This window comes from Nocardia tengchongensis (genome assembly GCF_054781395.1).
Genome location: NZ_BAAGUM010000019.1, coordinates 145,951 through 159,315, shown reverse-complemented (window position 1 = coordinate 159,315; position 13,365 = coordinate 145,951). Strand labels below are relative to the sequence as shown.

Sequence of the window (13,365 nt, the reverse complement as noted above, 5' to 3'; positions counted from 1 at the left end):
GATCAGGTCCGGTCGCGCTCACCGCGGGGTGGGCGCGACCCACCCGCCGAAGGCGCGTTCCAGTTCGAGCGCCGCGGCGATCGTCAGATGGTCGTTGCCGATGCCCGCGGCCACCTGCACACCCAGGGGCAGCCCCGCCGAGCCCAACCCCAGCGGCACCTGGGTGACCGGCACGCCGGCCAGGCTGAACGCGGCGACGGCATTGGCCGACCAGGGGCGTCCGACGGTCCGACCGTGGCGCGGCGCGACTGTCGGCATGGTCGGATGAAGCAGCAGGCCATCACCGATGGTCGCCGTCAGCTCGTCCGAAATCGAGCGGGCGGCGTCGACGATTCGCCTGGTCAGCGATTTCGGCAAGCGACGCTCGACCTCCTCGCCGAACAGTAGTGATCGCATCGCGGTGGTGTGATCGCTACGCGGCGAGAGCAATTCGCGTCCGAAGCGCGGTCCCGCTCCTTCGCCCCGGAGGGTGTCGGCGAACCTGACGCCGGTTTCCTCCGCGAGGAAGATCGCGGCGTACATCCCGACCGCTCGCAGCGATTTCATGCTGACGTGGTTCACCTTCGCGCCCGCCGCCTCGAGCGCTGCGGCGGCACGGTCGCGCGCTCCGAGCATCTCGCCGGCGACGCCGGGCAGGAACGCGTCGTCGATCAGGGTCACCCGGGTGCCCGCCAGATCGGTCGCGGAGGGGTCCGGCCAGCCGGGCGCGCCGGTGACCAGCGGGTCGATCGAGTCCGGTCCGGCGATGATGCGCAACGCGGGCATCAGATCCTCGGCCCGGCGGGCCAGCACTCCGTTCGAACACATCGTGGCCACGCCGTGCGGCGGCGGCCATGCACCGGTCAGCGGGACGCGACCCAGCGACGGCCGGTGCCCGAACACGCCGTTGTAGAAGGCCGGGATTCGAATCGAGCCGAGGGTGTCGGTGCCCAGACCGAGCGGCGAGCCGCCGCTGCCGACGGCCGCACCCTCGCCGCCGGACGATCCGCCCGCGGTTCGGCGCGGGTCATAGGCGTTGCTGGTGCGCCCGTACACGCGGTTGTCGGTTTCGATCCACATGCAGCCTTCGGCGGTGTTCGTCACCGCGATCGGGATCGCACCGGCGTCGATCAGACGCTGCACGACCGTCGCGTGGGTGTCCGGGCGCAGGTGCTTGCGCGCGACGACGCCCGCGCTGTGCGGCATGCCCGCCACCGCGATCGACTCCTTCACCGTGACAGGCACGCCGAGCAGCGGCGGGAGGGTGGCGGGATCGCCGTCCGCGATCCGGGCGTCGGCGCGATCGGCGTCCAGCCGGGCTTGCCGGTAGCGGTCGGCGGCCACGGCGTTCAGCGTCGGAGCGACGCGTTCCAGCAGCTCGATGTGGGCGTCCACGACCGCGCGGGCGCTGACCGTTCCGGCTCGAATCGACTGTGCCAGAACAACACCCGACTGCTCGGTGATTCTCATGTGGACGTGCCCTCCGGATCATCGCGTAGTGCGCGCCCGCGAACCACGTCGTTACATTTTGACATCAAATGGCAAGATGTACTACCCGGGTGCTTGGTCGGGGTCCACGCCGGTCGGCTGATTTCGGGCGAATTCGCGATCCAGCGGTGGCGCTACCAGCGCGCCGCTACAGTGGGCGTTCGAATCGGAAGCGTTTCACAATGGATCGATACGAGGTACACGGCTAGTGAAGAGTTCGGCTCGGTTGCGGTTGCTCGCGGCATCAACGGCCTGCGGCACCGCAGCGGTGCTCGCCGCGATGGCGCCCCCGGCCACGGCGGACGCCCCCGACGGTAAAACCCTCGTGGTGATGGGCGATTCCTTCTCCGCCAACGGGGAGATCGTCGACCTGCTGAACGCGGGCGGCGATCCCGACTGCAAACACGTGGCGACGTCCTGGCCGACACAGCTGACCCAGCGCATCGGCTTGTCACCCGGCGACGTCGAGGACACCTCTTGCCAGGGCGGGACCATCGACACCTCGGGCTGGACCCTGACGCACCAGGTCAAACGAGCCATGGCCGACGGCGCGTTCGGTCCACGCACCCGGACGGTGACGATTCAGCTCGGCATGAACGACGCCTGGGGAACCGACAACCCGATCGCCCTGTCCAAGGCGTACTCGTGCCTGATCGACCTGATCGACGGTTGCGGTCCGGAAGCCGCGGCGCAGGGCCGCGCCCCCGACCCCGCCACCATCACCGGCCAGGCCTACGCCGCCCGAGTCCGCCAAGCGGTCACCTACCTCCGCTACTACGCCCCGAACGCGCGGATCGTCTTCGTCGGATACCCCGAGATCCACACTCCCGGAGGGGATTCCGCCTGCGCGGGCATCCTCGGCGTCGACGCGGTCCAGCCCCGAGCCGGCGCGATCACCGGGTTCCTGGACCGGATCGACACCGCCCAGCGCGAAGCCGCCGCCATCCTCGACGTCGACTTCCTCGACAGCCGAGCGATCACCGCGGGCCACGGCGCCTGCACCCCGGACGCCTGGGTGGCCGGAGCCCTCGACCCCCGCACCGAACTGCTCGGATTCCCCTGGCACCCCACCGCACGCGGCGACTCGATGGTCGCGGCCGCCATGCAGGACCGGATCACCCGAGGCTGAAACAGCTTCCCCCGCAATCGCATCGACACCGATGATCGTGCGATCGGCTAGGGGAGTTCGCGCAGGATGTCGACGCTGAGGAAGTCCGGGGCCCGCAGCACGTAGCGCAGCATGAGCCGGATGGGCAGCGGCATATCGGCGGCCCGCGCGTCGCGGTAGACGCGCGGGGACCCGACCTCGTAGTGGCGTAGCCGGGTCCGGAGCTCGCAGCCGTCCGCCGCGAGAACGTTGCGCACCCAATCCGATTCGGATCCGTAGGTCAGTGCGATCACGTAGCGGTTCTGGCGGCGGAAGGCCCATAGCGGCGTTCGGAAGACTCGCCCGGATTTCCGGCCGCGATGCACCACCAGGGCCCATCCGGGAGCCCATGGCGCGATGTACCTGGTGATCAGATTGAGGCTGAACTTGTTGGCGTGGGCGACCCATCGTGGCGTGGGCATCGAGTAACTCCTCGCGTGTGGAATTTCTCCTTCGAGCGTAACCCTCGAAGGCCCAGAACTCCACGGTTGTAGAATTTCTCCCCATGCCTCCGACAGGACGACGACCGGGCAAGGCCGACACGCGAAAGCTCTTGGTGGACACCGCCCGCCGAGCCTTCGCCGAGACCGGCTACGAGAAGGCGACGGTCCGCGGCATAGCCTCCGCCGCCAGCGTCGATCCGGCGCTGATCCGCCACTACTTCGGCACCAAGGCCGACCTGTTCCGCGCCGCCATGGGCTGGCCGTTCGAGCCCGCCGAGGTCGCCGCCCGCCTCACCGCCGGCGATCCGGCCGGCCTCGGCGAACGCCTCACCCGCTTCTTCTTCGAAGCCTGGGAACAGCCCCGGACCCAGGCTCCATTGCTGGCCATCATGCGCGGCGCGGCCACCCACGACGAGTCGGCCGCACTGGTCCGCGAGTTCCTCGAACAACAGCTCTACGCACAGCTGACAACCGCCCTCCCCGGCCCGGACGCCGCGCTGCGCCTCAACCTGGCAATGGGCCAGTTGCTGGGAATCGCCTACCTCCGCCACATCCTGCGCGTCGAACCCCTCGCCTCGGAACCGGTGGACAACCTCGTCGCCCGAGTTTCACCGGTGATCACCGGCCATCTCACGCCGGAATGACCGAACCTGGTGACATCACGCTTCATCGAAAATCGGTGTGCCCGGGAGGATTCGAACCTCCGGCCCCTTGCTTCGTAGACAAGTGCTCTATCCGCTGAGCTACGGGCACGTGACCCCGCGCGGATGTCGGCGTTGACATCTACTCGGCACTGAGGTGCGCGGGGTTGGATGGATTGGTTCCCTCGGTGAGATTCGAACTCACACAAGACGCATTCTGAGTACGCCGCCTCTGCCGATTGGGCTACGAGGGAATGACATCGGACGAATAGTGAAAGAGCCGCTGTCCGTGGCTTGTGCCCGGCAGCGGCCCCTGGTGGGTCGGTGATACCGATCCGCTAGGACACGCTGCGGCCGAGTCGGGCACGGAGTCGGCGGGCGAGGTCGAACAGGGATGCGGGCTGGTTCAGCTCGGTCACGGGGGCCGCCTTTCCGGTGTCGTCGGGTGGAGATGTTGGAACTACGGTAGCAACGAGCTCCGAAGCGGTAAAACGATTTACGGGTGACTGCACGGTCGGCGGACTGGTGTGCTGATCACCGTAGTGAAGCACCGGAAACTGATTCCGGTTGGCGGCGGGGTGTCAGAACTTGCCGCGCATCCGACGAATCGTGCCCATTTTCGGCGCAGCGAAGATTCGGCAATCGTGTGCCGACCGCTGCGCTTCGTGCAAGGCAGTCGGTGTGCCGCCGTTGATCTTGCGGAATGGCGTGGTGGCTGAATTCCGCAGAAGTTTGCCCGGTCGTCGCTCGACGGTAATCCGGTATGTCCGTTTCGTGCGATCGGCACCCGGCCGGTCGCTATCGTTCCGTTCGGTTGGTTCCAAGCGGAAGGGGATTGGTGTCCGGCATGGTTGGTTTGATCGAAGCGGTGCCGCCGCCCACGCCGAGTTTCGGGGATTTTCTCCGGCACTTGCGGGATGAGCGGAGTCTGTCTCGGGAGGGGTTGGCGAAGTCCGCGGGTGTCAGCGCCAGCTATATCAATCATCTGGAGATCGGACGCCGCGACCGCCCGACTCGCCCGGTAGTCGAGGCGTTGGCCGGGAGATTGGAACGGGCGCTGCCGCTTTCGGAGGACGAGCGGAGATACCTGTTCGACCTGGCGGATCTGCGGGACATCGAGGTGCCCGAAGTTGCCGATTTGCGCGCCGACATCTCCCCTGAGATGTTGCGCCGTATCGATCGCTGCGGATCTGATCCAGCCGGATACTTCGACCTGCGCTGGAACATCCTGGCCCTCAACGAAGCAGCCCACCAAGCCTTTCCAGGATTGCAGGAAATCGGGAACGTCATGCACTGGCTGCTGTCAGACAGGCGTTCGGATGCCGTGCTGGCCGAACACGACCGGGTCGTGGAGTCCGCCGTGGCCGCACTCCGCGCCCGCATCGCTCTGCCCCGCAATTCCGTCTGGGCGGGGCAATTGCTGGCCGAACTGTGCCGCTATCCCGAATTCGCGCGGCGGTGGGCGGCCGGGCGAGTGACCTACTCGCTCGCACAGCCTGCCCTGCACCTGCGAGATTGCGTGTCCGGCAAATCATTCCGGATTGAACTGCAACTCTACGACGTCGACACCGCCCGAAATCCCGGCTGGACAAGGATGTTCTGGGGAATCGGCGTGCGCTGAGGCGGCGCCGATCTGGGCTGCCCGCCCACGGGCTGTTGTTCAGTTTGCTGGACTGGCGTAGCTGCGGATGGTGTCCTCGATCGCTTGCTGCCGGCCTCGGTTGTCGAATGGGTCCGCGCCGTCGAGAATTTCGTCCAGAATCGCGGCGCGATCCAATGTGGCCGGGACGCGGTGTGATTGCCGTGCGCTCACCACGACGGCGAGCAGAACCGTGGCGTAGATGCGCGACCGCGGCACGGTCAGTCGCCAACCGCGCCGTTCCAGCTCTCGAATCCGGGACTCCACCATGTCGAGTACGTCCTGGATGACTTGCAGTTCGATCTGCTCGGGGTCATCGGGGTCATCGGGGTCATCAGGGGAGCGGTGGGCGTGCGGGTCCATATCCTCACCCGGCCCGGTGTCGGCCGTGGCGGCGGTGGGTGTTGGCGAGCGGGATGCGGTGGAATCGTTGGCCGCCCGCACTCAGCGGCGAATCACTGAGTGTGGCTGCGGTTTCGGTGTGGTCGACGCTGACTCCCCATGCGGTGGCGACGCACAGGAGTAGCGCGACGATGGTCGAGAGCAACTGGAGCACGGCTGACATCATGCGAATCCCCTTGAAATGGAGGTATTTACGAAACAGGTGAGTGGTCCATACGAGCGTGTCGACAACGACACCACGTCCTGAGACCGGGGGACCTGGTTGTTCTGGAATTCCACTGGAGAATTGCCATTTACCCAGGTTCATTTCCGGGAACGGTGTCAAACTGATTCCGTTCGCTGCGGTCCAAATATTCCGTGTACCAGGGGGTAACCGTGACGGCCGACGAGGACAGTACCCTTCCGCGCCGACAGCTCGGGCGATTCCTGCGCCAATATCGCGAGGAAGTCGGTTTGACGATGGCCCAGGCGGCCAAGCTCGTCGAGATCGGAACGAGCACACTGCACCGGCTCGAGAAGGGCACCGCCGACAAGGTGCGTGTCCGAATCATCGGGCACCTGTGCGAGATCTACGAATGCTCGGCGGACGACACCGCCGCGATGCAGAAGCTCGCCGAGCAGGCTGCGGTCAAGACGTGGTATCAGGAATACGGCGACCTGTTGCCGGGCGGCTTCGATCACTACGTTGGCCTGGAAGCTGCTGCACGGCACTTGATCTCGTATCAGGAACTGGTGCCGGGGTTGCTGCAGACACCGGAATACGCGCGCACCATGATTCGCAACTTCCGGACAGATGTGTCCGACTGTGATGTCGAGCGCCGAGTGGAGTTGAGGCTGCGACGGCAAAAGATCATCACGCGAAAATCCGATCCCGTCCGGCTCGACGTGGTGCTGCACGAATCGGCGCTGCGCCGGGTCGTCGGCAACCCCCGGATCATGGCGAATCAATTGCGGCACTTGGCCAATGCCGGAACCAGGCCCACGATCGAGCTGCGAGTGCTGTCCTTCACCGCCGGTATGCCGATGGGCTTGCTGCCGGGACCGTTCGTGATCCTCGACTTCGGTCTCGACCTCAAAGGTCGCTGTCCGGAGCCTCCGGTCGTCTACGTCGAGAGTGTGCTCACCGCGCAGATCTATCTTCAGAAGGAAACGGACATTCAGCGCTATCGTGCGGTATCGGCCGCGCTTCATGACGCATCGCTGGATGCCGAGGACAGCCGAGCGCTGCTGAGGAAGATCGCAAAGGAGTACGAGACGTGAACGCGAACCCTGGCATCTGGTTCAAGAGCAGTCACAGCCAAGGGGATCAGGAATGCGTCGAGGTCTGCCACGCGGTCGACCGGGTGGGGGTCCGCGATTCCAAGGATTGCGGTGCGGGCCCTGAGCTCTGGTTCTCGGCGGCCGCGTGGGATGCCTTCCTGGCCGGCGGGATGTGGCGGGGTTGAGCGATCCGCGACCACCCGAGCTGAAGTGCTACGGCTCGAACCTGGGCTGACAGAACCGGAGTCTGCCATTTACATTGACACTGTCACATTGGTATGTGACAGTGTCAGTATGCAGTGGACGATCGCGGAACTGGCCTCTGAAGCTGCGGCGGCAGTGGAGCGTCTCGGGATCGAGGCGCCCAACGGCAAGGTGGGGGAGGTGCCGGACGTGCGGATGTTGCGCTATTACGGGTCGCTCGGATTGCTCGATCGACCCGCGGAGGTACGGGGGCGGACCGCGTATTACGAGCGGAGGCATCTACTACAGGTCATCGCCGTCAAACGGTTGCAGGCTGAAGGGGAGACGCTGGCACAGGCTCAGCGCCGGCTTATCGGCTGCACCGATAGCGAGCTCGAGGACATCGCTCGCCTCGATGAAGCCGGGCCGCGCAAGCGGTTCTGGGCCGAGCGCCCGGTGCAGCGCAGCGTCGCGCCCCTGGCCGAGATGTCCGTCGGTGTGCCGCTGGCTCCGGGGTGCACGGTGCTGTTCACACCCGACCGCACGCTCGATGCCGACGATCTCGCGGCCATCCAGCACGCGGGCCGGGAACTTCTCCGAACGCTCGAAAGTCGCGGGCTCGTTACCGCAGAACGGAATACGCCATGACCGCCATCCCCACTGTCATCGATGAAGAGTTGACTCGCATCGCGGGCTCGCGCGCCGGCGACGAGCTCGTCACCGGCGTCCTGCGCGGCAGCGCGGGCGAACGCGATGGACTGCCGCTGGTGGCCATGGATGTGCACGTGTCCGTCGTCGGTCTGGTGGCGACCACCACTGTTCGCCAGGTCTTCCGCAATACGCGCGGCACCGGAATCGAAGCGGTGTACATCTTTCCGCTGCCCGATCGTGCCGCGGTCACCGAGTTCACCGCCGATCTGGCCGGTCGCCGGATCGAGGGCGTTCTCCAGGAACGTCAAGCGGCCCGAGACACGTATGACCAGGCCATTGCCGGCGGTCATCGCGCCGCGCTCGCCGAGGAGGACCGGTCCGGGGTCTTCACCACGACGGTCGGCAACCTGCAACCGGGGGAGGAGGCCGCGCTCACCCTGGTACTGACCGGTCCACTGCCGGTCGACGGTGGTGAGGCGACCCTGCGCTTCCCGCTCGTGGTCCCGCCCCGCTACATCCCGGGCACACCGCTGGACGGTCCGTCCGTCGGCGCCGGTACCGCCCTCGACACCGATGCCGTGCCCGACGCGAGCCGCATCACCCCGCCCGTGCTGTTGCCCGGCCAATCCTCGCCTGTCGCACTGTCTTTGACCGCGACCATCGACTCGGCGGGGCTCGGTCCGGTAGCGGTCCGCTCCAGCCTGCACGCCGTGGCGACGGACACCGAGGGTGGGACCACAACGGTCCGCCTGCATCCCGGCGAACGACTGAATCGCGATGTCGTCCTGCGCCTGGCGTTCGGTAGTGGTGTGGAGCTCGGATGCGCCGCCGTCCTCGCCGAGGACACCATCCAGGTCACCCTTGTTCCCGCGGTGGCCACCGCGGCCGCGCGACGCGACCGCGACGTGGTCGTGCTGCTCGATCGCTCGGGTTCCATGGACGGCTGGAAGATGGTGGCAGCGCGCCGGGCCGCGGCCCGGGTCGTGGATACCCTCACCGATCGGGATCGCTTCGCGGTACTGGCTTTCGATCACATGGCCGAACACCCGACCGGCCTGGATCGCGGGCTCGTCCCCGCCCTGGACCGGAATCGTTTCGCGGCTGTCGGCTGGCTGGCGGGACTCGAGGCGCGCGGCGGCACCGAACTCGCCGGTCCGCTCGAGGAATGCGCCGATCTCCTGCGCGTCGACGAAGGCCGCGATCGTATTCTGGTCCTGGTCACCGACGGGCAGGTGGGCGACGAAGACCGAGTACTGGCGCGAATCAGCCCACGTATCAACGGAACTCGTGTCTTCACTCTCGGTATCGACCGGGCCGTCAACGCGGGCTTCCTGCAGCGGCTGGCCGACGCCGGCGCGGGCCGTTGCGAACTCGTGGAAACCGAGGACCGGCTCGATGAGGTGCTCACCGGCATTCATCGCCGGATCGCCCCGCCGATCCTGACCGATGTCGTCGTGGAGGTCGACGGTCACGCGGTCACCGATCCGGCTCCGGCGCACAGTGATCTGTTCGAGGGCGCGCCGCTGCTCCTCGGCGGCCGGGTCGAGGGAGCCGTCAGCACCGTGACGGTGCGAGCCGAAACCGCCGCGGGCGAACCCTTCTCCATCACTCTCACCCCCACCCGCTCCGACGACAAGGCGGTTCGCGCCGTCTGGGCGCGGGCTCGGCTCCGCGACCTGGAGGATGCCTATGCCGCCGGAACCGGGCAGGTCCTCCCCGCCCGGATCGTCGAATTCTCCTTGGCCCATGGCGTATTGAGTCGGTTCACGGCGTTCATCGCGGTCGACCGCAGTCGCAAGACGATCGGTGGGCAGCAGACGGTCGTGCAGCCGGTCGAAGCCGCGGACGGCTGGGACATGCTCGCCACCCCGCATGTCGAAATCAACGCCATGCGGGGGCGTTCCGTGTCGGCACCCGGGAGCGCCTACCCGGCAGCGCCCGCGGCTGCCTACGGTTCGCCGCCGCCCCAGGCCAGTGCTCCACGTTCGGCGCCCCTGGCGGGTGCGCCGCTCCCCGCTGCGCCCTTCACGCAACACGCGCGTCGGCCGGAGCCGGGATCGCTGCCCTCCGATGGGCAGCGCCGCCTCTTCGGCCGCCGCCGAGCGAGGTCGGAGTCCAAGTCGGCAAACACATCCATACCGGATGTCGTCCTCCCCTTCATCGACCGGCTGCGCGCCCTGCTCGACGCACCCGACCCGGTGGTCGCGACCGAACTCGCCGACCTACTCCATACCGTCGGTGCTCCCGTGGACCTGGTCGAAGCCCTGCGCCGCCTGGCCGCGGCACTGACCATCGGAGACGCGACCGCCGTCGGAACAACTGTCGGCGAAATCCGAAGTCTGCGTACGGAACTTGCCTCGCCTCCGCCGGGAAAGCCGCGCCGCGAGTTCTGGCAGTGAGCGCGCGACCGCGCCCGCATCAGGTCGACCAGGCCTCCGATTCGGGCACGGTTGAACGATTCTCGGGTGGAGTCAGCGCAGGGAGTAGACGTAGCGGCTGGTGGGGATCACGTCGAGGTCGCGGTCGGCGCCGAAGCGGGAGATGCTGTCGAGCATGCGGGTGCAGCGGCGTTCCAGTTCGGCGTCGTCGCCGTCGGAGCCCCAGTAGGCGTGCGGGTCGGACATGGCGGCCATGGGGAAGAGTTCCTCGACGATGGCGTCGACTCGGCCGCCGGGGGTCATGGGGGCCAGCACCGGATTCTGGATGTATGCCAGGCTGGCCTGATTGGCGAGGGCGACCGGGGTGTGGTCGCCGATCCAGCTTTCCAGCCATTGCTCCCGTGTCATGTGCGAGGGGATTCGCAGGATCGCGATGCGGGACAAGGCTTCCGCGCGGCTGCCGCTGTCGGCGCGGGGCGGGGGCAGCGGGGTGAGCTCGTCGACGAGGAAGCCTTCGATTCGATCGGCGAGGGGCCGCAGCAGGGCGGCGATGTGATCGGGCTCCTCGACGCCGCGCACCGTGACAATGGCGTCGACGGGGGTGTCGTAGGTGCAGAACCAGAGTTCGGCCCCGGCCACATACTCGTCGCGGATATTGACCTGTAATTCGCTGACCCCGCATCGGGCCAGGGCCCTGCGCAATTCACCGTCGTGCAGATTGGTCTTCAGTTCGGCCCCCCACAGCAGATACGTCAGTTTCATAGCTTCGCTAACCGTGGTGTGATGTGGATCATCCTGCGTACTGAACGGTAACTCAGACTTTGCAGCGATGACCGGGCGGTCTCAGTGACCGGGACTGCCACATCGATCACGCACTCGACGTGTGGGAAGCTCTCGGGCTATTCGCCCCCCTCGACCCGCGCGGGCTCGTCCGCACCGAGCAGCTCGTCCTGAATCACCTCGAGCATGCAGGTGTTGTTGTCGAGCAACCCCAGCATCTCGTCCAGGCGGTCGTACTTCATCAGCCATCGTCGCGCGCTGCGCGCGGGGAATCAAGAATCGAGCCCTGCTCGATGACGGCTCGATTCCACCCCGTCCTGTCGGACCGCTCGCCCTACAATCCCCGGCGTGAGTCTTACCGCCGCCGACCTGGTCGGCTATATCGATCGCGACCTCGACAACGATCTGGCGCGCTGGTTCCCCGACGTGGAACCCGTGCGGGTCCCCGAGGAATCCCGCTCGGTCGCACCGTTTCTGGAGCGACTGGACGACGACCACGCCGCCGCGCTGGCCGCGTTCGACGATCGCGTCCGATCCGGTCGGATGCCCCAGTTCCTCGACATCTTCGACTGGTCCTACGCCTTCGATTTCGCCGGAAACGACTGCGGCATCCTCGATTCCGACTACGCCACCGAACTGACCGACGACGATGTCTACTCCGTCGGCGCCGACGGCGGCGGCAACCTGTACGTCGTGCTCACCAATGGTCAAGTGGCCGTGTGGTTTCACGAGGAGGAGGTGGTCGAGGCCGGCACCCGCTTCGACAACCTCGACGTCTTCGTGTGGTCGATGGTCCGCTATCGCGCGGTGCGAGCGGGCGTGCTGGAACGCTCGGCCGTGGAGGCCGACTTCCAGGCGCTGGGTCAGGATGGTGCGCTCCAACCGGAACTCGGGCTGCTGCGACTGATGCGGTGACGTTGCCGTCGTGCCGGGCGAAGCGGCGAATGCTCGCCCGGCACAACACGATCCACTGTGGGCGGTCGGCTACTATCGTCCGGAAGTACTGCACACCAGGGGGATTCCATGCGCAAGACCATCGCTTCGTGCCTATCCGCGGTCAGTGTGACGCTCGCCGCGCTGTCGGTAGCCGGTTGTGATCCGGAGAACTCCGCGGCGGCGACAACGTCGAGCCTGCCGACTGTTCCCAGCGTCGTCGTGCCCGACGTCTCGGGTGACAGGCCCACCAAGGCGAAGGCCGCGCTCGAGGCGGCCGGGTTCACCGTGAAATTCGCGAACGGTACCGGGCGCGCGCCGAACGGGTCGGAATGTGTTGTGAGCACGCAGGATCCGAAGGCGGGGACCCAGGCCGCAGCGGGCACGACGGTGACCGTGCGCACCAGCGGCATCGTGCCGCCGCACAGTCAGCCGGGGGATCCCGGCGCGGTCTGCTGATTCCACCTGATGCGGTAGCCGCGCGTCAGCGCTTCTCCCGGCTCGGCCGATTGCCGATGGTGCCCAGGAGGGCGTCCGCCTCCGCGTGCACCCGTGTGCGCAGCGCCTCGACCACCGCGGCCACCTCGGGGCGACGCAGCGTCTCGGCGCGGGAGACCAGCCAGTAGGCGAGGCGGACGCCGACCTGGTCGGGCAGCACGCGCACCAGATCGGCGTGCCGGTCGGCCATGAAACAGGGCAGCAGTCCCAGGCCGGCGGCGGCGCGGGTCGCCTCCACATGGACGAAAACATTGGTGGAGGAGATGGATTCGCGCATGGCGGGGGCGAATCCGGAAGCCAGGTCCAGATCGTCGACCTGGAGCATGGAGTCGATGAAGTAGATCAGGGGATGGTGCCGCAGGTCGTCGACGGAGGCGGGGATGCCGTGCTCGGCCAGGTAGGCCCGGGACCCGTACAGGCCGAGCACGTAATCGCCCAGGCGCACGGCCTCGGCGCGGCGCAGCCGTGGTTCGCCGACCACGACCTCGAGATCCAGGCCCGAGCGTTGGAGCGACGCGCGCCGGGTGCCGGTGACGATCTCGACGCTGATCCGGGGGTGCAGGCGCTGCACGCCCGCGATCGCCGGGGCGGCCAGATAGGCGCTGAAACCGTCGGTGGCCGAGATGCGGACCACGCCTTCGAGCACACGCACGCCGCGCGCGCCGGTCAGGGATTTGACCGCCGATTCGACGGATTCGGCGGCCCGCAGGGCTTCGCGGCCCAGATCGGTGAGTTCCCATCCGCCCGTGCCGCGGTCCAGCACCCGTCCGCCCAGAGCCCGTTCGAGCGCGGCGATGCGCCGCGAGATGGTGGTGTGGTTGATGCCGAGCTCCTCGGCCGCGGAGACGTAGCGACCGCTGCGACCGACCGCCAGCAGCACCAGAAGATCGTCGGGGCTCGGAGTGGCGGAGGTCACGCTCATTTCTGCAGCTTTGCAGATATC

The 13,365-nt window shown here is 67.3% G+C and carries 16 protein-coding genes and 2 tRNA genes; 9 read left to right on the top strand and 9 right to left on the bottom strand.

What is annotated here, in order from left to right:
* Positions 1-18: 18 nt before the first annotated feature.
* Entirely contained in the window at positions 19-1,449 is a 1,431-nt protein-coding gene (locus tag ACYVKL_RS36385) for an amidase (protein ID WP_379172959.1), read from the bottom strand.
* A gap of 226 nt (positions 1,450-1,675) precedes the next feature.
* Between ACYVKL_RS36385 and ACYVKL_RS36380 the strand changes: the two genes are divergently transcribed.
* A complete protein-coding gene (locus ACYVKL_RS36380) occupies positions 1,676-2,596 on the top strand; it encodes an SGNH/GDSL hydrolase family protein (RefSeq protein ID WP_379172957.1) in 921 nt (306 codons plus the stop codon).
* Positions 2,597-2,643: 47 nt separating this feature from the next.
* On the opposite strand, the gene ACYVKL_RS36375 is transcribed toward ACYVKL_RS36380, so the two are convergent.
* Positions 2,644-3,036: a nitroreductase family deazaflavin-dependent oxidoreductase gene (locus tag ACYVKL_RS36375; protein WP_379172955.1), complete on the bottom strand. Its 393-nt coding sequence runs from the start codon at positions 3,034-3,036 to the stop codon at positions 2,644-2,646.
* An 83-nt stretch (positions 3,037-3,119) separates the two neighbouring features.
* Between ACYVKL_RS36375 and ACYVKL_RS36370 the strand changes: the two genes are divergently transcribed.
* A complete protein-coding gene (locus ACYVKL_RS36370; RefSeq protein WP_379172953.1) occupies positions 3,120-3,701 on the top strand; it encodes a TetR/AcrR family transcriptional regulator in 582 nt (193 codons plus the stop codon).
* Between the two features lie 36 nt (positions 3,702-3,737).
* On the opposite strand, the gene ACYVKL_RS36365 is transcribed toward ACYVKL_RS36370, so the two are convergent.
* Positions 3,738-3,810 (bottom strand) — tRNA-Arg (locus ACYVKL_RS36365).
* 65 nt (positions 3,811-3,875) lie between these two features.
* Positions 3,876-3,952 (bottom strand) — tRNA-Leu (locus tag ACYVKL_RS36360).
* Positions 3,953-4,545: 593 nt separating this feature from the next.
* Between ACYVKL_RS36360 and ACYVKL_RS36355 the strand changes: the two genes are divergently transcribed.
* Positions 4,546-5,319, top strand: a complete 774-nt coding sequence (locus tag ACYVKL_RS36355; RefSeq protein ID WP_379173163.1) for an MmyB family transcriptional regulator — start codon at positions 4,546-4,548, stop codon at positions 5,317-5,319.
* A gap of 39 nt (positions 5,320-5,358) precedes the next feature.
* Here ACYVKL_RS36355 and ACYVKL_RS36350 read toward each other — a convergent pair whose 3' ends face one another.
* Together ACYVKL_RS36350 and ACYVKL_RS36345 are read right to left on the bottom strand one after the other, a co-directional pair.
* On the bottom strand, positions 5,359-5,700 hold the full coding sequence (locus tag ACYVKL_RS36350; protein ID WP_379172951.1) for a hypothetical protein: 342 nt from the start codon (positions 5,698-5,700) through the stop codon (positions 5,359-5,361).
* A 4-nt stretch (positions 5,701-5,704) separates the two neighbouring features.
* Positions 5,705-5,905, bottom strand: coding sequence for a hypothetical protein (locus tag ACYVKL_RS36345; RefSeq protein ID WP_379172949.1), 201 nt, complete (start codon positions 5,903-5,905; stop codon positions 5,705-5,707).
* Between the two features lie 209 nt (positions 5,906-6,114).
* On the opposite strand from ACYVKL_RS36345, the gene ACYVKL_RS36340 reads away from it, so the two are divergent.
* The 4 genes from ACYVKL_RS36340 (at position 6,115) to ACYVKL_RS36325 (ending at position 10,232) form a co-directional block, all read left to right on the top strand.
* Positions 6,115-6,999 carry a helix-turn-helix domain-containing protein gene (locus ACYVKL_RS36340; RefSeq protein WP_379172947.1) on the top strand — a complete coding sequence of 295 codons (885 nt, stop codon included), beginning with the start codon at positions 6,115-6,117 and terminating at the stop codon, positions 6,997-6,999.
* Positions 6,996-7,184 (top strand): DUF397 domain-containing protein, encoded by a 189-nt coding sequence (locus tag ACYVKL_RS36335; RefSeq protein ID WP_379172945.1) that lies wholly within the window; start codon positions 6,996-6,998, stop codon positions 7,182-7,184. The genes ACYVKL_RS36340 and ACYVKL_RS36335 overlap by 4 nt, the downstream gene beginning before the upstream one ends.
* Positions 7,185-7,293: 109 nt before the next feature.
* Positions 7,294-7,830 carry a MerR family transcriptional regulator gene (locus ACYVKL_RS36330; protein ID WP_379172943.1) on the top strand — a complete coding sequence of 179 codons (537 nt, stop codon included), beginning with the start codon at positions 7,294-7,296 and terminating at the stop codon, positions 7,828-7,830.
* Positions 7,827-10,232: a VIT domain-containing protein gene (locus ACYVKL_RS36325; RefSeq protein WP_379172941.1), complete on the top strand. Its 2,406-nt coding sequence runs from the start codon at positions 7,827-7,829 to the stop codon at positions 10,230-10,232. Before ACYVKL_RS36330 ends, ACYVKL_RS36325 begins: the two co-directional genes overlap by 4 nt.
* Before the next feature lie 72 nt (positions 10,233-10,304).
* Here the strand turns inward: ACYVKL_RS36325 and ACYVKL_RS36320 are convergent, their stop codons facing one another.
* A complete protein-coding gene (locus ACYVKL_RS36320) occupies positions 10,305-10,973 on the bottom strand; it encodes a hypothetical protein (protein ID WP_379172939.1) in 669 nt (222 codons plus the stop codon).
* Positions 10,974-11,110: 137 nt separating this feature from the next.
* Complete coding sequence (locus ACYVKL_RS36315; RefSeq protein WP_379172937.1) at positions 11,111-11,233, bottom strand: hypothetical protein; 123 nt, start codon at positions 11,231-11,233, stop codon at positions 11,111-11,113.
* A 106-nt stretch (positions 11,234-11,339) separates the two neighbouring features.
* Between ACYVKL_RS36315 and ACYVKL_RS36310 the strand changes: the two genes are divergently transcribed.
* Together ACYVKL_RS36310 and ACYVKL_RS36305 are read left to right on the top strand one after the other, a co-directional pair.
* Positions 11,340-11,906 (top strand): hypothetical protein, encoded by a 567-nt coding sequence (locus ACYVKL_RS36310; protein ID WP_379172936.1) that lies wholly within the window; start codon positions 11,340-11,342, stop codon positions 11,904-11,906.
* A 108-nt stretch (positions 11,907-12,014) separates the two neighbouring features.
* Positions 12,015-12,383 (top strand): PASTA domain-containing protein, encoded by a 369-nt coding sequence (locus tag ACYVKL_RS36305; protein WP_379172934.1) that lies wholly within the window; start codon positions 12,015-12,017, stop codon positions 12,381-12,383.
* 25 nt (positions 12,384-12,408) lie between these two features.
* Here the strand turns inward: ACYVKL_RS36305 and ACYVKL_RS36300 are convergent, their stop codons facing one another.
* On the bottom strand, positions 12,409-13,344 hold the full coding sequence (locus ACYVKL_RS36300; protein ID WP_379172932.1) for a LysR family transcriptional regulator: 936 nt from the start codon (positions 13,342-13,344) through the stop codon (positions 12,409-12,411).
* Positions 13,345-13,365 lie beyond the last annotated feature (21 nt).